The following is a 17,497-nucleotide window of genomic DNA, read 5'->3' as shown; positions in this document are numbered from 1 at the left end:
CCGAAAGCACCCCGGCGTTCAGTACTGAGTGCGCACGAAGCGCACCCCGATCGAGTCCACCTGCCCCATGATGGTCTCGTCGGCACGCCACTGCTCAGAGAGCCAGTCCGACATCTCTTTCAGCGCCGCAGCGTCCAGACCGTCGATGATCTCGAGCTGCACCAGAATCTCTGGACCGCGCAGCTGTGAGGTCGGGTCGCCCGGGGTCAGAACCAGCGATTTGATGCTGGGCAGCTCACTGGCCGGACGCATGAATGCCTCCAGTACGCGCGGGTCGTCGATCGCCGGAGTCCACGCGCGGCCAGTCGCCAGCGCTTCCAGGGCCGGCCACCGCACTACGAACTCACTTTCGGCACCGGGATCGACCACTACACGCGGGGTGTGCTCCCCCGCTGCTGCCAGCGCGACCCGAGGAGCCTCGGCTGGCACCGGCCGCGCCTCGGGGTTCCACTGCTGCATGGCATCCACCGCGGTGAAGACGGGCAGCGCACGCTGACCGTCAGGAGTCGCAACGGTGACTGTTGCGAGCTCGGCAGATTTGTCGACAGGCAGCCCGTTCTCTGCGACGCCGGAGGATTCGAGCTCGGCGACCAGTGGAATCAGCAGCCTCGTCTTATGCAGCTCCGCGATGACCTCGCTGATGCTGATCTCGGCCAGGCGAAACCTGCGTACCGCCTCCAACCAAGCCGTCGGCGACGTGCCGTCATCGGTCGCGAAGCGATTGGCCTCGAATCGGCGCCCGGCCCATGGCGTGCCGGCTGAGTCAGCAGGCAGGCCGGATGCACGGCTGTCAGTCATCGACGCGCCTCAGTCGCGAGCGATGTCGAGGGCCTCGGCCAAGGTGAAGCGACCGGCGTAGAGAGCCTTGCCGATGATCGCCCCCTCGAGGCCAGCCGGAATCAGCTCGCGCAGCGCGGCGACGTCGTCCAGGGAGGAAACCCCGCCAGAGGCCACAACAGGCTTGTCAGTACGAGCGAGCACCTGGCTCAGCAGGTCGAGATTCGGCCCTTTGAGCGTCCCGTCTTTGGACACATCGGTGACGACGTAGCGAGCGCAGCCGGCTTCTTCCAGACGTTCCAGAACCTCGAACAGGTCGCCGCCATCTTTCGTCCACCCGCGCGCAGCGAGGGTCGTGCCGCGCACGTCGAGGCCGACGGCGATCGCCTCGCCATACTCACCGATGACTTTGGCAGCCCACTCAGGGTTCTCCAGCGCTGCGGTGCCGAGATTCACGCGTTTGACACCGGTGCTGAGCGCCTGCTCGAGAGAGCGATCATCGCGGATGCCGCCGGAGAGCTCGATGTTGACGTGACCGGCCTGCTTGATGACGCGACGAATCGCCTTGCGGTTCTCACCGCGACCGAAGGCGGCGTCAAGGTCGACCAGGTGAATCCAGTCGGCCCCTTGGCGAACCCAGTCAAGGGCCGCATCGGTCGGGTCGCCGTACGATTTCTCAGTGCCGGCCTCGCCCTGGGTGAGGCGCACGGCCTTTCCATCGGCGATGTCGACGGCAGGCAGCAGCACCAGTTCAGGGCGCTGGGCCAGATCTTCCTCACTCATGTGTCTCTCCCTCATTCATACCGGTCACAGGGCTCCCCGAGTGACCTGATGTCTCGTGCACGACACCTCAGTGGGCGACGTTCGGCAATGTGCTCAGCCAGTTGCGCAGCAGTCTGATGCCTGCACGCCCCGACTTCTCAGGATGGAACTGCGTCGCACACAGGGCACCGTTCTCGACCGCGGCCAGGAATGGCTCTCCGTAGGATGCCGTGGTCACGACCGGCTGCGGAAACGGCGGGTCGGTCTGTAGTGTCCAGCGTTTGGCCGCAAAGGTGTGCACGAAGTAGAAGCGCTCGTTCTCGATACCCGAGAAGAGACGGCTGCGTTCCCCCGGCTGCACGGTGTTCCACCCCATGTGCGGCAGCACAGGAGCCTGCAGTCGGCTGACGGTACCGGGCCATTGGGCCAGTCCGTCATGCTCCATCTCGCCTTCGACACCATGGTCAAACATCACCTGCATGCCGACGCAGATGCCGAGCACGGGAAGCCCGCCGGCGAGGCGCCGCTCGATCATCTGGGGTGCGCCGACTTCGTTGAGCTGGTCCATTACGGCACCGAACGCACCGACACCGGGCACGAGCAGTCCGTCGGCGGCGCCCACCGCGGCCTTGTCCCGCGTCAGCTGAACATCGGCGCCTGCCTGCGTGAGTGCCTTCGCCGCTGAGTGTACGTTGCCGCTGCCGTAGTCGAGCACGGCGACCGTGGGTCTTGCACTCACAGGGCGCCCTTTGTCGAGGGCACTCCGGTGACGCGCGGATCGAGCGACACCGCAGCACGCAGTGCGCGCGCGACCGCTTTGAACTCAGTCTCGGCGATGTGGTGCGGGTCGCGACCGGCCAGCACACGCAGGTGGATGGTGATTCCCGCGTGGAAGGCGAACGACTCTACGGCGTGACCGACGAGAGAACCGGTGAAGTGACCGCCGATCAGGTGCATCGTGAATGCCTCAGACTCGCCGGTGTGCACGAAGTACGGACGCCCCGAGATGTCGACGACGGCCTGTGCCAGAGCCTCGTCGAGCGGCACCGTGGCGTCGCCGTAGCGTGTGATGCCCCGTTTGTCGCCCAACGCCTGCTTCACTGCCTCGCCCAAGACGATGGCGGTGTCTTCGACGGTGTGATGCACATCGATGTCGATGTCACCGGTCGCCTCGATATCGAGGTCGATGAGCGAGTGTCGGCTCAGTGCCGTGAGCATGTGATTGTAGAAGGGAACCCCGGTCTCGATGTGCGACGTGCCGGTGCCGTCGAGATCGACAGTCACGCGGACTGACGATTCAGAGGTCTCTCTGCGCACGGTCGCTCGACGCGATGATTCAGGCATCTCTCTCCCTTGTCAACTGCCCTCGTCCAGGGCGATCAGCCGCCTGGAGGCAATACGGTCACCTAGTCTAACCGGCGGTGACCGGCGTGGCGATTCGTTCGAAGGCGGCAAGGAACGCGCTGGTCTCGCTCTCGGTTCCGGCGGTGACGCGCAGCGTGTGCGGAATACCGTTGTCGCGAACGATAATGCCCTCGGCGAGCAGACGAGTGAAGGTGTCTTTCGGGTCTGCCACGCCACCGATCAGCACGAAGTTCGACGCAGAGGGATAGGGCGTGAAGCCGAGCTCGGCAACTCGCCGTTCGATGCGGTCTCGCTGCGCGCGGATGCGATCGACATTGGCGAGCATCGCCGGCGCGTGACGCAGTGCGGCTTCGGCCGCCGCCTGAGTGAGCGCAGAGAGATGGTAGGGCAGCCGCACCAGCCGAAGCGCGTCGACGAACGCCGGATCTGCGGCGAGATAGCCGACCCGTGCACCCGCATAGGCGAACGCCTTGCTCATGGTGCGCGAGATCGCCAGACGTGGGCGCCCCGGCAGCAGTGTGAGTGCGCTCACGGCATCGGAACCGCTGAACTCCTGGTAGGCCTCGTCGACGACCACGATGCCGTCAGTCGCAGCATATGCGGCTTCGATCACATCGAGCGCGGCACCAGTGCCGGTGGGGTTGTTGGGCCGGCAGATGAACACGAGATCTGGACGGTGCTCGCGGATCGCCGCGGCAACGGCATCTGGGGTGAGAGTGAAATCAGCCTGCCGATCGATCGGCAGCCAGGCCGTCTGTGTTCCGGCTGCCAGCAGCGGGTACATCGAGTAGGTCGGTACGAAGCTCAGCAGTGACCGACCTGGCCCGCCGAATGCCTGCAGCACCTGCTGCAGCACCTCGTTCGAGCCGTTTGCCGCCCAGACCTGCTCTGGGGTGACACCGTGACCGAGGTAGCCTGCCAGGGCTTCGCGCAGTGCGGTGAACTCTCGGTCGGGGTAGCGGTTCAGACCGGCGACCACACCAGCGACGCTCTCTTGGATGTCGCGAACGGCTTCTGGGGGAAGTCCGAAGGTGTTCTCATTCACATTGAGTTCGATGGGCACGTGCAGCTGCGGTGCGCCGTACGGCTGCTGTCCGACGAGTTCTGCGCGAAGGGGAAGATCATCAAGAGTGGTCACAGACGCAAGTCTACGCGTGCGCCCTTGCGCAAACGACGAATCGCCAGGACGGCGTCATCAGGACTCCGGTCTCGAACCAGTCGGCGAGTTCGTCGTTCAGGCGTCGAGCAGATGAGCGGGAATGATCAGCTGATCGCCAGGATGCACCGTGGCGTCATCGAGGTGGTTCGCTCTGCGGATCTCGGCGACGGCGTCGCGTACGTCATGACGCGGGGCGGACAGCTGTGCGATGTCCCAGAGCGTGTCGCCGGGCTGGACCTGCACTCTGGTGACTTCGATCGGCTCGTCGTCACCGGCGAAGGCCTGGGTGCCGAATGAGATGGCCGCCACGATGACTGCAGCCAGCAGCATCACCAGTGCCAGCGCCCGCACCTGCCGGCCACGGCGCGTGAGACGTGCCCGCGTCTTGACGATGGGTGCCGAGGAGAGGTTGTTGGTCGCGTCCATGAGAAGTCCTTTCGAACGTGTCTTTCGAATATATCTTCGAATCTGCGTTTGGGCAACCCACTCACGCCACGCCTGTTCGAAGACATCTTTGGCCAGATGCCCATCGTTCGGATAAAGTTTCGAATAGGCATCACCTGAGTCAGTGCACCACGACCCACTGACATCACGCGCAGAAGGACTGAAAATATGGCCACGAGACCCCACACGTCGACGACGTCAGGCCGTGGTGACCGCTCACGGCTCAGTAAGAAGCAGCAGAGCATCCTCGCATTCATCACCGAGTCGATCAGCGACCGCGGGTATCCGCCGAGCATGCGCGAGATCGGCGATGCGGTCGGTCTCTCGTCACTGTCATCGGTGACCCACCAGCTCAATCAGCTCGAACTCGCCGGCTGCATCCGCCGCGACCCGAAGCGACCGCGTGCACTCGAAGTACTCATCGAGCAGGAGCCGACGGCCGTCGCCGAGCCACCGTCGACTCCGGCACAGCAGGCACTGGCGGTCGTCTCAGAAGAGACCGCAATGGTGCCACTGGTCGGCCAGATCGCCGCAGGCTCCCCCATCCTCGCCGATCAGCACATCGACGACGTGTTTCCGCTGCCCAGGCAACTGGTCGGGCAGGGCGAGCTCTTTCTGCTCAAAGTGCGCGGAGACTCCATGATCGACGCGGCGATCTGCGACGGCGACTGGGTCGTGGTGCGGCAGCAGCAGGACGCCGTCGCCGGTGACATCGTCGCCGCGCTGCTTGAAGAGGAGGCCACGGTCAAGACGTTCCGTCAGCGTGACGGGCACACCTGGCTGCTCCCTCAGAACACCCAGTACGAGCCGATCCTCGGTGACCACGCGGTCATCCTCGGCAAAGTCGTCGCCGTGCTGCGCTCTGTGTGATCGCGGCACTCACTGCACGGCAGCAGTTGTGACGGCAACCCCGTCAATCTGCTCTGCCAGCTGCGGGCTGACGCGCGCATGCAGCCGTGTGCCCTTGTCCAGGTACTCGGTGTGCAGCACCTGCCCGTGCTCGTGCGCCTGCGCAACGAGGTCGCCGCGGTCGTATGGAACCACGACATCGATTTCGACGCCGGGGTCGGGCAGCGCCGTCTCGATGCGACGCACCAGGTCGGCTATGCCCTCACCGGTGCGAGTCGAGACCATCGAAGCCTCGGGCTCCATGGCACGAAGCACCATGCGACGCTCGTCGTCGACGAGGTCGATCTTGTTGAAGACCAGAATCTCGCGTGCCCCCTCCAGACCCGACTCCGCAAGCACGGTTCTCACCGCTTCGATCTGCGCCTGTGGATCGGGGTGCGAGCCGTCGACGACGTGCACGAGCACATCTGCGTCGGCTGCCTCTTCGAACGTCGACCGGAACGCCTCGACGAGCTGGTGCGGCAGACGCCGCACGAAGCCGACTGTGTCGCTGAGCGTGTACACCCGACCGTCTTCGGTCGTGTTGCGACGCACGGTCGAGTCAAGAGTCGCGAACAGCTGGTTCTGCACGAGTTCGTCCGAACCGGTGATCGCGTTGACCAGCGACGACTTGCCCGCGTTGGTGTACCCGACCACGGCAACCGACGGAATCGCGAAACGGTCGCGGTTCGCACGCTTCGCGGCGCGGGCCGGCGCCATCGCCTTGATCTGTCTGCGCAGCTTCGCCATGCGCGTGTGAATGCGCCGGCGATCCATCTCGATCTGCGTCTCGCCCGGGCCACGCGAGCCGATGCCCTCACCGGCAGCAGCACGGCCGCCGGCCTGACGACTCAGTGATCCGCCCCAGCCTCGCAGACGCGGCAGCATGTACTCCATCTGCGCGAGCTCGACCTGGGCTTTGCCCTCTCGGCTCTTGGCGTGCTGGGCGAAGATGTCGAGGATCAGCGCGGTGCGGTCGACGACCTTCACCCGCACGACGTCTTCGAGCGCACGCCGCTGACTCGGGGCGAGCTCAGTATCTGCGATGACGGTGTCGGCACCCAGTGCGGCGACGAGCTCTTTCAGCTCATGGGCCTTGCCGTGACCAAGATACGTGCCCGGATCTGGGTTCAGCCGGCGCTGCAGCAGCGCATCCAGCACTCGTGATCCGGCGGTCTCTGCCAGTGCGGCGAGCTCGGCAAGCGAGTTCTCGGCATCGGCAAGACTCCCCTGCGTGTACACACCGATCAACACGACGTTCTCAAGCCGCAGCTGCCGGTACTCGACCTCTGAGACGTCTTCGAGTTCGGTCGAGAGCCCTGCGACGCGCTTCAGCGCCGCACGTTCGAATCGCTCCTCGTCACCACCGTGAGCCTCGCTCGCCTCAGACTGCAGCGCCTGAGCATGGCCGACCTTCACAGTGGTCGAATCGATCTCTCGGCCGAGAGCCTCCGTCGCCTGCTCACGAGCCTCGATCCTCTGCAGCAGCTCGTCCAACGGGCGCCCGGAATCTGTCATGTATATGTACCTCCACTAACCTGAACGCATGGCTCAAGAGCATTATTTCGCCGAACACCCACAGGTGGCCGCGCATTGGCGCGACATCGACGTCGATCTCGATGGTCGCACACGCACAGTGGCCGTCGCCAGTGGCCTGTTCTCCCCTGACGGGCTCGACAAGGCCACCCGCATCCTGCTCGATCACGTGCCCGAGCCGCCGCAGACCGGTCAGGCGCTCGACATCGGGTGCGGCTGGGGCCCGATCGCACTGACGCTTGCCCTGCGTGCACCGCATCTGCGGATCTGGGCCGTCGACGTGAACGAGCGGGCGAGGGATGCCACCACGCGCAACGCCGATCGCCTCGGTCTCGAGGGGGTCACCGTCGCCTCCCCCGACGGCGTGCCCGACGATGTCGAGTTCAACGTCATCTGGGCGAATCCGCCGATCCGCATCGGCAAACAGGCGCTGCACGAGCTGCTGCTGACCTGGCTGCCGCGGCTCGCTCCTGGCGGCGCAGCCTGGCTCGTCGTCGGCAAGCAGCTCGGTGCTGACTCGTTGCAGCGCTGGCTGGCCGAGGAGCTGCCCGGCGACTTCGAAGTGCGCCGTGCAGCCACTGCGCGTGGATTCCGTGTGATCCACATTCGGCGCGACGCCTGACGTAGGCTGTCTGCCGGGCGCAGCAACGGCGGTGCGCCTTCCTGAGAAGCACGACGAGACTGGAGCCCAGATGACCGAAGCGCAGCAGACCGACACCGAGATCGCTCGGCTCATCGACGAAGAGATCACCCGTTGGCGTGCCGTCTACGACGCGCCCGAGGCGAACGCGATCGATCTGCTCCTGCGGGCGCATCCTCGCGATGCGGTCGCCTTCCGCACCGTCGACGCCGATTGGAATGGCGTCGACCTCACATTCGGCGACCTCGACGAACTCTCGCAGCGCTCGGCTCGGGTGCTCGCCGATCTCGGCGTCACTGAGGGCTCCCGCGTCGGCGTCATGATGGCTCGATCGGCCGACTACATCGGTATTCTGCTCGGCATCTGGCGTCTCGGCGCCGTGCACATCCCCCTCTTCACCGCGCTCGCGGCGCAGGCCATCGGCATGCGGGTCAACGCCGGTCGTGCCTCTTTGGTCGTGGCCGACGCGAGCCAGCGACACAAGCTCGACCCGAGCGAGGATCTGCCGGCAGACGGACGCAGCTGGAGCATCCTGCGCGTCGACCCGGTCGACGACGACACGACGGCAGCCGCGCACCCGGAATGGGCCGACGATGCGGTCTTCGGCCCGCTCGTCGAAGCGGCCGAGCCTCTCACCGAATCGGCTTCGATCGGTGGTGACGGCGTGCTCGCGCTGCTCTACACCTCTGGCACGACCGGGGCGCCGAAGGGCGTCCCGCTGCCGATGAAGGCGCTGGTGTCGTTCCGCTCGTACATGGTCAACGGGCTCGATCTGCAGCCCGACGACGTGTTCTGGAACGCCGCCGACCCGGGCTGGGCCTACGGGCTCTACTTCGGGGTGCTCGGGCCGCTGGTCGTTGGCCACACGAACCTGCTGCCGCACGACAAATTCACCGCCGAGCAGGCCTGGAACGTGCTCAGCCGGTTCGGCGTCACCAACTTCTGCGGAGCACCCACCATGTTCCGTGCCATGCGCAACGACCCGCAGAGCGACCTGCCCGTGCACCTGCGCCGCGCGTCGTCTGCCGGTGAGCCCCTGACGCCTGAGGTGCTCGAGTGGTCGCGCGATGTGCTCGGAGCCGAGCCGCACGATCACTACGGACAGACCGAGCACGGCATGCTGATCGGGGTGCCTTGGCGCGAGGGCATCTCACTGCCGGCCCAGGCCGGTTCGATGGGTGTGACGCTGCCCGGCTGGCACTGCGAGATCCTTGATCAGGATGCTGACCGGCCGGCCAAGGCCGGCGAGGTGGGTCGTCTCGCCTTCTCACCCTCCGAGAGCCCGGTCTGGTGGTTCCCCGGATATGACGATGCGCCGCAGAAGACCGCCGAGCGCTACACCGACGACGGCCGCTGGTACCTCACCGGAGACCTCGGCTGGCAGAGCGACGACGGTCAGCTGCACTTCGTGTCGCGCGACGACGACCTCATTCTGGCTGCTGGATATCGCATCAGTCCGCTTGACGTCGAGAGTGTGCTCGCCATGCACCCGGCAGTGCGCGAGGTCGCGGTCGTCGGCAAACCCGACGAGCTGCGCGGCGAGGTCGTCGCAGCCTATATCGTGCTCGCTCAGAGCTTCACCGGCGACGAGACGCTCATCCACGAGCTGCAGCAGGAGGTCAAGACCCGCTACGCAGCGCACGCCTATCCGCGGGTGATCGAGTTCGTCGACGAGCTGCCCCGAACGGCGAGCGCGAAGGTTCAGCGCTACGTGCTCAAAGAGCGGGCCTGATCGTCGGCGCTGCCGACTGCTGTGGGACCGCCTGAGTCCCTCGGAACGAGAATCGCAACAGAAGGAGACAACATGTCAGTCGTCGTCATCAATGCGCTTGAGGTGCCCGAAGGCGAGGGTGCCGAGCTGGAGCGCCGCTTCGCCGCTCGCCGTCACTCGGTCGACGGACAGCCGGGGTTCGAGAGCTTCCAGTTGCTGCGCCCGACCGCGGGTGAGGATCGCTACTTCGTGCTGACGCAGTGGGCGACGCAGGAGGACTTCGAACACTGGCGCGACAGCCGTGCGAACCATGCTGCGCACGCTCACGGCGAGGGCCACAAGCCGGTCGCCACCGGGGCGCGTCTGCTTGAGTTCGAGGTCGTCGACCTCGAAGAGATCTGACCTGATCCGGGAGGCATTCCCGCGACGGATCTGTACGCAGCGGCGTCTCAGAGCTCGTCGATGGCCTGCTCCAGCCGTTCGAGCTTGCCGGTGATCTCGCCGGTGTGACCTGGGCGGATATCCGCCTTGATCACCAGCGAGACACGCGACCCGAACGGCTCGACCGCCTCGGTGGCACGCTTCACGACGTCGAAGACCTCATCCCATGTGCCTTCGATCTCAGTGAACATGGACGAGGTGCGATTGGGCAGACCGGAGTCGCGCACGACCTTGACCGCTGCAGCGACCGCATCGTGCACCGACGCATCGGCTCGGCCAGTGCCCGACGGCGCCACAGAGAATGCCAACAGCATGATTGCCTCCTCAGACTCTCAGTTCTCGTTCAGTCGGTGCCCACGGTGTCTCGGTGCATCCGTCTCAGCGCATGCGCCTGCGTGCATCCTGCTCAGTGCTCAGGCCAGCGCTCGCGGAGCTTCGCCGTGCGCCAGAACAGCAGCTCGTAGCGCGTGGCGATCAGGAATGCGTCGAGCATGCGCTGGCGCTCGTCGGCGCCGACCTGCTCGGCCGCTGCATCCGTCCAGCGTCGGGCTTCGGCCACGGCGTGCTGGAAGTCCTCGCCGTCATAGTTGGCCACCCACTGGGCGAACGGATGCCGTGGATCGGCCGCGAGCACGTCGTGCGCGTGCACGGCCAGCCGAGCCGACACATCCGCATACACCCAGAAACACGGCAGCAGAGCAGCCGCGGCGACGGCGTACGACTCGGTCGCAGCGGTGGCGACGAGGTACGACGTATAGCCGAGCGAGGTGGGCGACGCCTGCAGCGGCTCGCGCACCTCTTCGGCACGGCCGTGCGGCAGCAGCGTCTCGTGCAGCTCGGTCTCGCCGGTGCTCGCTTCGGCTGCTGCGCCCGCCCAGAAAGCGGCGCTCTGCGGATCGGGCGCGTGGGTCGCCACAAAGGCGAGCGCCTTGGCGTAACCCGTCAGGTAGAACGAATCCTGCCGCAGATAGAACAGGAAGTCGTCCATGTCGAGCGTGCCGTCACCGAGCTCGCGCAGAAAGTCGAGTTCGTCGATCTGCGCACGCAGCCCCGCCGTGAGCGTCCAGGCCTCGTCGCTGAACGCGGCACTCAAGCGTGCAGCTCCGGGTTCAGCTCGATGCCCTGACCCTTTCGACGCAGCGCCTCCACCGCACCGGTGACCGAGTTGCGACGGAACAGCAGGTTGCTCTCGCCGCTCAGCTCAACGGCCTTGACGACGCGCTGTGTGCCGCCTGCACCAAGCAGCGTGACCTTGGTGCCAGCCGTGATGTAGAGCCCTGCCTCGACGACGCTGTCGTCACCGATCGAGATGCCGATGCCGGCATTCGCGCCGAGCAGCGCATGCTCGCCGATGCGCACGCGCTCGCGACCGCCGCCCGAGAGCGTGCCCATGATGGATGCGCCGCCGCCGATGTCCGAACCGTCGCCGACCACGACACCCTGCGAGATGCGTCCCTCGACCATCGACTCGCCGAGAGTGCCGGCGTTGAAGTTGACGAAGCCTTCGTGCATGACCGTCGTGCCTGGTGCGAGGTGTGCACCCAAACGCACGCGAGCGCCGTCTCCGATGCGCACGCCCTTGGGGCTCACGTAGTCGATCAGACGCGGGAACTTGTCGACCAGCAGCGCGACGACGCCTGCCGCGCGCAGCTGCCCGCGGCGACGGTCGAAGGTGTCGGGCTCGACCGGCCCGCGGTTGGTCCAGACGTTGTTCGGCAGGTGGCCGAAGATGCCGTCGAGGTTGATCGAGTTGGGCTGCACCAGCAGATGCGACAGCAGGTGCAGGCGCAGGTACGCATCAGCGGTGTCTTCGACGGGCTGCTGCAGGTCGACGACAACTGAGATCACCCGGCGTTCGACCTCGCGCAGCTCGTCTCGCGCCTGCTCGCCTTCTACGAGCCCAGCAAAGTGCGACTCGAGCCCCGGCTGCTGGCCCGGCGCGTCTTCGACTCTCTCGAGCAGCTCGGGCAGCGGGAACCACACGTCCAGCACATCGCCCTTCGCAGTGAGCGTGGCGAGGCCGGTGCCGAATCCGATGCGGGGTGCGTTGTCTGGGGTGTCAGTCATAGGCACAGATTGTACCCGTCGCTACCATGTTGACCATGAACACTTCGCCCGACGCTCTCGACCTCTCCGGCTCGGTCATCGACCTGACCCGCGCCATCTGCGACATTCCGTCTGAGTCGGGTGACGAACGACGGCTGGCCGACGCGGTCGAGCATGCGCTGCGCACGCAGACCGACCTCGAGGTGCTGCGCGACGGCGACACCGTTGTGGCGCGCACGCACCTCGGACGCGACCGACGAGTGCTTCTGGCGGGGCACCTCGACACCGTGCCGATCCGGGATAACGTGCCGACCACCACCACGACCGACGCCGAAGGCACCTGGCTGAACGGTCGTGGCACCGTCGACATGAAGGCCGGTGACGCCGTGTTTCTGGCCGTTGCGGGTCGTGTGCCCGCCCCGAGCGTCGACATGACCTACGTCTTCTACGACAACGAAGAGGTCGCCGCCGACCTCAACGGTCTGGGCCGAGTCTCGCGTGAGCACCCTGAGTGGCTGGCCGCCGACTTCGCCATCCTGGGCGAGCCCACCGGTGGCGAGATCGAAGGCGGGTGCAACGGCACGTGCCGCTTCCTGCTGCACACTCGGGGTCGGCGCGCGCATTCCGCCCGCGCATGGGTCGGGGTGAATGCGATTCATGCCGCCGCCGGCATTCTCGACATTCTGCGCGACTTCGAGCCCGAGACGATCACGGTCGACGGTCTTGCCTACCGTGAAGGTCTCAACGCCGTAGGCATCACGGGAGGTGTCGCCGGCAACGTGATTCCCGACGAGTGCACCGTGCACGTCAACTATCGCTTCGCACCGAGCCGCAGCGCAGCCGAGGCAGAACAGCGCATGCGCGACCTCTTCGCCGGCTACGAAATCGAGTTCATCGATATGTCGCCGGGGGCCCGCCCCGGGCTCGACGCCCCGATCGCCAAGGAGTTCGTCGAGGCCGTCGGCAGCGAACCGAAGCCGAAATACGGCTGGACCGATGTCTCCCGATTCAGTGCGCTCGGCATCCCCGCGGTCAATTTCGGCCCCGGAGACGCCCTGCTGGCGCACGCCGACGACGAACGCCTGCGCGTCGACGAAGTGCCGCGCTGTCTGGATGCGCTGGTCGCCTGGCTGCGCTGACCCCGGGCATCAGAGGCTCGCTCTGCCCCTTTTCGAGCGCTCGTGAGATACTGGAGTGGTGCAAAGCAGCACGCTCGTATCGCTCAGAAAGAGGTATATGCCATGGCAGCGATGAAACCGCGCACTGGTGACGGACCGATGGAGGCCGTCCGAGAGGGCAAGGTCATCGTGGTACGCGTGCCACTTGAAGGCGGCGGACGACTTGTCGTCTCCGTCACACCCGACGAGGCCAAAGAGCTGCACTCCGTTCTGGCCGACGTGGTCGCCTGAACCGGTTTTGACCGGGTTTCTAGCTCGCTCAGGCCTCTAGCTCGCGGGGGCCACCACAGTCAGCAGGCCGTCATCCAGCGGAAGCAGCGATGATCGAATCTGGTCTCGCTTGCCGATCTCTTCGATGAGATCTCGCAGCCCAGTCGTCTCGGCATCCCGAGCCGCTGGATCGGCCACTCGACCATGAGCCAGTGCGTGGGCCAGCACGATGAGTCCACCCGGTCGTGCCAGTCGCAGTCCATGTGCGACGTAGGCGGGCGCCGAAGCGATGTCGGCGTCGATGAACACCAGATCGTACGAACGGTCGGCAAGTCGTTCCAGCACTCCTGATGCACGCCCCAGAATGGCGCGCACATGCGACCCTGGCAGGGCTGCCTGAGCGAACGAGCGTTTGGCCGACTGCTGGTAGTCAACCTCTGACTCAATCGTGGTCAGCGTAGCCTCTGGTGCGCCCTTCAGCAGCCACAGACCGCTGACACCGGTCCCCGTGCCCACTTCGACGATGTTACGGGCGTCTACGGCACCGCTGAGCAGTGCAAGCTGCGCGCCGACGATCGGTGAGACTGCCTCAACATTCCACTCGAGCGCCGCAGCTCGAGCGCGTTCGATCGTCTCAGGCTCGGTCTGGTATTCGGCCGTGTACCTGGCGATGTTCGCCGCTGATGTCATGGCAACCTCCTGCTGCAAGCATAGGAACAACTCGGCTACTGTAATACCTGTGGGAATGAGTTTCGAGAAAATCCTCTTGGTAGCAGTGGTTGCTGCGCTCATTCTCGGCCCGGCGAATCTACCGCGCTACGCAGAGCTGCTCGGTCGTGGCACGCGCAAGGTCAAAGAGTTTCTCGAGAGCTCCAAGCAGCGTGTCAAAGACGAGACCGACGGTGCCATCGACGACCTCGACTGGAAGAAGCTCGACCCACGCCAGTACGATCCGCGTCGGATCATCGCCGAGGCGCTGCAGGACGATCCGCCCGTCACAACCGCCGCAGGTGCAGCCGGAGCGGCGACCGGGGCCGTCGCATCCACCGCCCTCACCGCCACCGCGCTCGTCGCAAGCGAGCGAGCCGAACGTGAGCGCAATCAGCGACCGGCACCTTTCGACAACGACGCGACCTGATCACGCACTTCATCGGTCGGCGTGCCTGCTGATCACACTGTGCACAGGCCATTCGTCGAGCCCGAAAAGATGCTCTGTCCCGTGCGCACAGAATCGCACCCTCGTCACCCGACGCTGAGCGGCAGCTGCCGACCCTGCAGGCCGCGAGGTCGCTCGACGAGCCTGGTTGCCAGTGCGTGCAGAGCCTGAGCCGCCGGGTCTTCCGGAGCCGTCAGCACGACCGGCTGCCCAATGTCGGCGCCGGCACGCACCGGAATGCTCATCGGAATCTGTCCCAGCAGCGGAACGGGGCGTTCGAGATCCTGGCTGAGCTCGTCGGCGGCGCGCCGACCCCCACCCGAGCCGAAGACCTCGATGCGCTCATCGCCCTGCTGCAGCCACGACATGTTCTCGACGACGCCAGCCACTTTCTGTCCCAGCTGCCCGGCGAGCAGTCCGGCTCGCACGGCGACCTCGGAGGCGGCCTCTTGAGGCGTGGTCACGACGACCACCTCGGCGTTCGGCAGCAGCTGCCCGGCCGTCAGCGCGACGTCGCCGGTGCCCGGCGGCAGGTCGAGCAGCAGCACGTCGAGATCACCGAAGTGCACGTCGGTCAGAAACTGCTGAAGCGTGCGCTGCAGCATCGGTCCACGCCACGAGACGGCTTTGCCCGCCCCCACGAACATGCCGATCGAGATCGCCTTCACCCCATGGCCGATCGGCGGCAGCATCAGCTCGTCGAGCTTGGTCGGGCCGGTCGTTATGCCGAGCTGGCCGGGAATCGAGAATCCGTAGACGTCAGCGTCGAGCACCCCGACGTCGAGCCCCCGAGCCGCAAGGTCGGCCGCAAGGTTGGCGGTGATGGTCGACTTGCCGACGCCTCCCTTGCCACTGGTGACCGCGATGACCCGGGTGAGTGTGCCTTCACCGAAGGGATTGCCGCGGTGCCCCTGCCGCAATGAGGCGAGCAGCGCCCGCCGCTGCTCGTCGCTCATGACTTCGAGGGTGACTTTGGCGTTGCCTGCGCCCACGACGCTTTCGAGCGCTTCGATGACGTCATGCTCGATGCGCTGCGAGGCCGGGCAACCCGTGATCGTGAGCCGCACGAGCGCTTCAGCGTGACCGTCGACGAGCGTCGCCTGCTCGATCATGCCCAGGTCGACGAGCGGCCGACGAAGCTCTGGATCGTGCACGCGCGAAAGCGCTGCCTCCAAAGCAGGGTCGATGCGCTTCGACGTCTGATCGGGCAGCATCAGCGCTGTTCCTGCGCCTGCCCGTCGACCGCCAGGTTCAGAGGTGCGGCCGTCGCTGCGTGACCGTCGCGGTGAGCAGCGACGGATGCCTCAGCAGCCGATGAGGCGATGCCCTCGCCCGCCTGTCGCGGTGTCATCTCGCCGCGCAGCTCCTGGATGGTGGCGGTCAGATCTTCGAGCTGCTCGCGCAGCTCATCACGCACGAACCGCTCGCTGGCGAGCTCGCTGACGGCAAGACGCAGCGCAACCACCTCACGAGCCAGATACTCGGTGTCGGCCAGGTTGCGTTCCGCTCGCTGGCGGTCCTGCTCGATCTGCACACGGTCGCGATCGTCCTGACGGTTCTGCGCCAGAAGCAGCAGCGGAGCCGAGTACGAGGCCTGCAGACTCAGCACCAGCGTCAGGGCGATGTACCCCATCGCCGCCGAGTCGAAGCGCAGGTCTTCGGGGCCGATCGTGTTCCAAGTGATCCAGAGGATGATGAACACGCTCATACCGAGCAGGAAGGCCGGCGTGCCCATCGCACGCGCGAACGACTCAGTGAACCGGCCGAAGGTGTCGGCGCTGCCGAACTCGACAGGATCCTTGCGCTTCCACAGTCGCACGCGACGTGCCTGTGGTGCGTTCAGCAGTCCGTGATCACTGCTCGGCTGTTTCGCCATCATCGTTCACCTCCCCGACTCGGTGCCGCCAGTCTTCAGGCAGCAGGTTGTCCAGTACATCGTCAACAGTCACCACGCCGAGCAGGCGTCGGTTGCCGTCGACGACCGGAATCGACGTCAGATTGTACGCGGCAAGATTTCGCGCGACCTCAAGTGCCGACGTCTCAGGGGACATCGGCTCGATGTCGTCGTCGACCAGGGTGCCGAGACGCTCATGCGGAGGATACCGCAGCATCCGCTGAAAGTGCACCATGCCGATGTAGCGACCCGTCGGCGCCTCATAGGGCGGCAGCGTGACCCAGATCGCGGCCGCCAGAGCGGGTGCGATCTCATGTCGGCGGATCAGCGCCAGCCCCTCGGCCACGGTCGTGTCGGCAGAGCAGATCACCGGCTCGGTGGTCATCAGACCACCGGCGGTGTCGGGGGCGTAGCGCAGCAGCATACGCACGTCAGAGGCCTCTTCGGGCTCCATCAGCTGCAGCAGCTTCTCTTTGCGCTCTGGAGCGATCTCGGCGACGAGGTCGGCGGCGTCGTCAGGCTGCATGTGGTCGAGCACCTCGGCGAAACGAATGTCATCGATGGTGCGCACGAGTTCGGCCTGGTCGTTGCGACCGAGCTCTTCGAGCGCGTCGGCGAGACGTTCGTTCGACAGGTTCTCGATGACCTCTTCACGCCGACGGTCTGGCAGCTCCATCAGCGAGCTCGCCAGATCTGGGGCCTGCAGCTCCTGGAACGAGGCGAGCAGGTGGGTGGTGTCCTGTTCGACGCCCTCACGGTGGATCTCTTCGGTCTCATCCCAGGGCACGAGCACGGTCTCGCCGCGCGAGAACGGCGATGCGTTCGTCTTCGGCTTGCGCATGAAGGCGTCGGCGATCACCCACTCACCCGTGCTCAGCTTCTCGATGCTGACGTCTTCGATGCGTCCGGTCTGCTGCGAATCGCGCAGGCGCACGGTTCGGCCGAAGATCTCAGCGAGAATGCGCGTCTCACCGGCGCGCTGCTCGAAGCGGCGCAGGTTGATCAACCCAGTGGTGATGATGGCCCCGGAGACGATGCCGGTGACCCGGGCGATTCGCAGGAAGACCCGTCTGCGCCCGGGAACCTCGACCAACAGGCCGACGACCACAGGAGGCCCTACGGTGCGATAGGTGACGACCACGTCACGTGTGCGGCCCACTCGGTCACCGGCAGGGTCGAACACCCCACTGCCGATGATGCGGGAGACAAAGATCTTGGGTGACGTCACACGCAAATGGTACGCCGTGCACCCAGCCCAGTGCGACAATCCGGCGTGAGTGCGACAATGAG

21 protein-coding genes are annotated in these 17,497 nt (G+C 65.9%); 7 read left to right on the top strand and 14 right to left on the bottom strand.

Going from position 1 to position 17,497, the window contains the following annotated elements; translation table 11 throughout:
• Positions 1-18: 18 nt before the first annotated feature.
• The 6 genes from F8O06_RS03695 to F8O06_RS03670 form a co-directional block, all read right to left on the bottom strand.
• A complete protein-coding gene (locus F8O06_RS03695; protein ID WP_158037503.1) occupies positions 19-798 on the bottom strand; it encodes an SseB family protein in 780 nt (259 codons plus the stop codon).
• 9 nt (positions 799-807) lie between these two features.
• Positions 808-1,560 (bottom strand): bifunctional 1-(5-phosphoribosyl)-5-((5-phosphoribosylamino)methylideneamino)imidazole-4-carboxamide isomerase/phosphoribosylanthranilate isomerase PriA, encoded by a 753-nt coding sequence (priA, locus tag F8O06_RS03690; protein ID WP_158037501.1) that lies wholly within the window; start codon positions 1,558-1,560, stop codon positions 808-810.
• Positions 1,561-1,627: 67 nt separating this feature from the next.
• Positions 1,628-2,278: an imidazole glycerol phosphate synthase subunit HisH gene (gene hisH, locus F8O06_RS03685; RefSeq protein ID WP_158037499.1), complete on the bottom strand. Its 651-nt coding sequence runs from the start codon at positions 2,276-2,278 to the stop codon at positions 1,628-1,630.
• Complete coding sequence (hisB, locus tag F8O06_RS03680; RefSeq protein ID WP_158037497.1) at positions 2,275-2,883, bottom strand: imidazoleglycerol-phosphate dehydratase HisB; 609 nt, start codon at positions 2,881-2,883, stop codon at positions 2,275-2,277. Before hisB ends, hisH begins: the two co-directional genes overlap by 4 nt.
• A 67-nt stretch (positions 2,884-2,950) precedes the next feature.
• Complete coding sequence (locus F8O06_RS03675; protein WP_158037495.1) at positions 2,951-4,042, bottom strand: histidinol-phosphate transaminase; 1,092 nt, start codon at positions 4,040-4,042, stop codon at positions 2,951-2,953.
• 96 nt (positions 4,043-4,138) lie between these two features.
• Complete coding sequence (locus tag F8O06_RS03670) at positions 4,139-4,489, bottom strand: LysM peptidoglycan-binding domain-containing protein (RefSeq protein ID WP_158037493.1); 351 nt, start codon at positions 4,487-4,489, stop codon at positions 4,139-4,141.
• Between the two features lie 186 nt (positions 4,490-4,675).
• Between F8O06_RS03670 and lexA the strand changes: the two genes are divergently transcribed.
• Entirely contained in the window at positions 4,676-5,377 is a 702-nt protein-coding gene (lexA, locus tag F8O06_RS03665) for a transcriptional repressor LexA (protein ID WP_158031891.1), read from the top strand.
• A gap of 9 nt (positions 5,378-5,386) precedes the next feature.
• Here the strand turns inward: lexA and hflX are convergent, their stop codons facing one another.
• Positions 5,387-6,913 carry a GTPase HflX gene (gene hflX, locus F8O06_RS03660; protein ID WP_158037492.1) on the bottom strand — a complete coding sequence of 509 codons (1,527 nt, stop codon included), beginning with the start codon at positions 6,911-6,913 and terminating at the stop codon, positions 5,387-5,389.
• A gap of 28 nt (positions 6,914-6,941) precedes the next feature.
• On the opposite strand from hflX, the gene F8O06_RS03655 reads away from it, so the two are divergent.
• From F8O06_RS03655 to F8O06_RS03645, 3 genes are all read left to right on the top strand, one after another.
• Positions 6,942-7,553 (top strand): class I SAM-dependent methyltransferase, encoded by a 612-nt coding sequence (locus F8O06_RS03655; protein ID WP_158037490.1) that lies wholly within the window; start codon positions 6,942-6,944, stop codon positions 7,551-7,553.
• 70 nt (positions 7,554-7,623) lie between these two features.
• A complete protein-coding gene (locus F8O06_RS03650; RefSeq protein ID WP_158037488.1) occupies positions 7,624-9,303 on the top strand; it encodes an AMP-binding protein in 1,680 nt (559 codons plus the stop codon).
• Positions 9,304-9,375: 72 nt separating this feature from the next.
• Complete coding sequence (locus tag F8O06_RS03645; RefSeq protein ID WP_158037487.1) at positions 9,376-9,684, top strand: antibiotic biosynthesis monooxygenase family protein; 309 nt, start codon at positions 9,376-9,378, stop codon at positions 9,682-9,684.
• Between the two features lie 47 nt (positions 9,685-9,731).
• On the opposite strand, the gene F8O06_RS03640 is transcribed toward F8O06_RS03645, so the two are convergent.
• From F8O06_RS03640 to dapD, 3 genes are all read right to left on the bottom strand, one after another.
• Positions 9,732-10,037 (bottom strand): MTH1187 family thiamine-binding protein, encoded by a 306-nt coding sequence (locus F8O06_RS03640; protein ID WP_158031896.1) that lies wholly within the window; start codon positions 10,035-10,037, stop codon positions 9,732-9,734.
• Between the two features lie 92 nt (positions 10,038-10,129).
• Complete coding sequence (locus F8O06_RS03635; protein WP_158037486.1) at positions 10,130-10,816, bottom strand: TenA family protein; 687 nt, start codon at positions 10,814-10,816, stop codon at positions 10,130-10,132.
• On the bottom strand, positions 10,813-11,790 hold the full coding sequence (gene dapD, locus F8O06_RS03630; protein ID WP_158037484.1) for a 2,3,4,5-tetrahydropyridine-2,6-dicarboxylate N-succinyltransferase: 978 nt from the start codon (positions 11,788-11,790) through the stop codon (positions 10,813-10,815). The genes F8O06_RS03635 and dapD overlap by 4 nt, the downstream gene beginning before the upstream one ends.
• 35 nt (positions 11,791-11,825) lie before the next feature.
• On the opposite strand from dapD, the gene dapE reads away from it, so the two are divergent.
• Positions 11,826-12,908, top strand: a complete 1,083-nt coding sequence (gene dapE / locus F8O06_RS03625; protein WP_158037482.1) for a succinyl-diaminopimelate desuccinylase — start codon at positions 11,826-11,828, stop codon at positions 12,906-12,908.
• A 102-nt stretch (positions 12,909-13,010) separates the two neighbouring features.
• Positions 13,011-13,178, top strand: a complete 168-nt coding sequence (locus tag F8O06_RS03620; protein WP_158031900.1) for a DUF3117 domain-containing protein — start codon at positions 13,011-13,013, stop codon at positions 13,176-13,178.
• Positions 13,179-13,214: 36 nt separating this feature from the next.
• Here the strand turns inward: F8O06_RS03620 and F8O06_RS03615 are convergent, their stop codons facing one another.
• Positions 13,215-13,847, bottom strand: a complete 633-nt coding sequence (locus F8O06_RS03615) for an O-methyltransferase (protein WP_158031901.1) — start codon at positions 13,845-13,847, stop codon at positions 13,215-13,217.
• 55 nt (positions 13,848-13,902) lie between these two features.
• Between F8O06_RS03615 and F8O06_RS03610 the strand changes: the two genes are divergently transcribed.
• Positions 13,903-14,295, top strand: a complete 393-nt coding sequence (locus F8O06_RS03610; protein WP_225733363.1) for a twin-arginine translocase TatA/TatE family subunit — start codon at positions 13,903-13,905, stop codon at positions 14,293-14,295.
• A 104-nt stretch (positions 14,296-14,399) separates the two neighbouring features.
• Here F8O06_RS03610 and F8O06_RS03605 read toward each other — a convergent pair whose 3' ends face one another.
• From F8O06_RS03605 to F8O06_RS03595, 3 genes are read right to left on the bottom strand one after another with little or no spacing between them, the layout of a single operon-like run.
• Positions 14,400-15,527 carry an Mrp/NBP35 family ATP-binding protein gene (locus tag F8O06_RS03605; RefSeq protein WP_158037480.1) on the bottom strand — a complete coding sequence of 376 codons (1,128 nt, stop codon included), beginning with the start codon at positions 15,525-15,527 and terminating at the stop codon, positions 14,400-14,402.
• Positions 15,527-16,189, bottom strand: a complete 663-nt coding sequence (locus tag F8O06_RS03600; RefSeq protein WP_158037615.1) for a DUF1003 domain-containing protein — start codon at positions 16,187-16,189, stop codon at positions 15,527-15,529. The genes F8O06_RS03605 and F8O06_RS03600 overlap by 1 nt, the downstream gene beginning before the upstream one ends.
• Positions 16,167-17,435: a magnesium transporter MgtE N-terminal domain-containing protein gene (locus tag F8O06_RS03595; protein WP_158031904.1), complete on the bottom strand. Its 1,269-nt coding sequence runs from the start codon at positions 17,433-17,435 to the stop codon at positions 16,167-16,169. The genes F8O06_RS03600 and F8O06_RS03595 overlap by 23 nt, the downstream gene beginning before the upstream one ends.
• Positions 17,436-17,497: the final 62 nt, after the last annotated feature.

Origin of the sequence: Pseudoclavibacter sp. CFCC 14310, assembly GCF_008831165.1 — a bacterium.
GTDB lineage: Bacteria > Actinomycetota > Actinomycetes > Actinomycetales > Microbacteriaceae > Pseudoclavibacter_A.
Note: the sequence above shows the minus strand (reverse complement) of the source record. Positions and strands in the feature narration are given on the sequence as shown.

Coding starts and splice junctions, on each gene's coding strand:
- F8O06_RS03620 (WP_158031900.1), top strand. CDS start 13,011: ATGGCAGCGATGAAACCGCGCACTGGTGACGGACCGATGGAGGCCGTC.
- F8O06_RS03605 (WP_158037480.1), bottom strand. CDS start 15,527: ATGCTGCCCGATCAGACGTCGAAGCGCATCGACCCTGCTTTGGAGGCA.
- dapE (WP_158037482.1), top strand. CDS start 11,826: ATGAACACTTCGCCCGACGCTCTCGACCTCTCCGGCTCGGTCATCGAC.
- F8O06_RS03695 (WP_158037503.1), bottom strand. CDS start 798: ATGACTGACAGCCGTGCATCCGGCCTGCCTGCTGACTCAGCCGGCACG.
- priA (WP_158037501.1), bottom strand. CDS start 1,560: ATGAGTGAGGAAGATCTGGCCCAGCGCCCTGAACTGGTGCTGCTGCCT.
- F8O06_RS03610 (WP_225733363.1), top strand. CDS start 13,903: ATGAGTTTCGAGAAAATCCTCTTGGTAGCAGTGGTTGCTGCGCTCATT.
- F8O06_RS03650 (WP_158037488.1), top strand. CDS start 7,624: ATGACCGAAGCGCAGCAGACCGACACCGAGATCGCTCGGCTCATCGAC.
- hisB (WP_158037497.1), bottom strand. CDS start 2,883: ATGCCTGAATCATCGCGTCGAGCGACCGTGCGCAGAGAGACCTCTGAA.
- F8O06_RS03640 (WP_158031896.1), bottom strand. CDS start 10,037: ATGCTGTTGGCATTCTCTGTGGCGCCGTCGGGCACTGGCCGAGCCGAT.
- F8O06_RS03615 (WP_158031901.1), bottom strand. CDS start 13,847: ATGACATCAGCGGCGAACATCGCCAGGTACACGGCCGAATACCAGACC.
- F8O06_RS03600 (WP_158037615.1), bottom strand. CDS start 16,189: ATGGCGAAACAGCCGAGCAGTGATCACGGACTGCTGAACGCACCACAG.
- F8O06_RS03655 (WP_158037490.1), top strand. CDS start 6,942: ATGGCTCAAGAGCATTATTTCGCCGAACACCCACAGGTGGCCGCGCAT.
- F8O06_RS03645 (WP_158037487.1), top strand. CDS start 9,376: ATGTCAGTCGTCGTCATCAATGCGCTTGAGGTGCCCGAAGGCGAGGGT.
- hflX (WP_158037492.1), bottom strand. CDS start 6,913: ATGACAGATTCCGGGCGCCCGTTGGACGAGCTGCTGCAGAGGATCGAG.
- F8O06_RS03670 (WP_158037493.1), bottom strand. CDS start 4,489: ATGGACGCGACCAACAACCTCTCCTCGGCACCCATCGTCAAGACGCGG.
- lexA (WP_158031891.1), top strand. CDS start 4,676: ATGGCCACGAGACCCCACACGTCGACGACGTCAGGCCGTGGTGACCGC.
- dapD (WP_158037484.1), bottom strand. CDS start 11,790: ATGACTGACACCCCAGACAACGCACCCCGCATCGGATTCGGCACCGGC.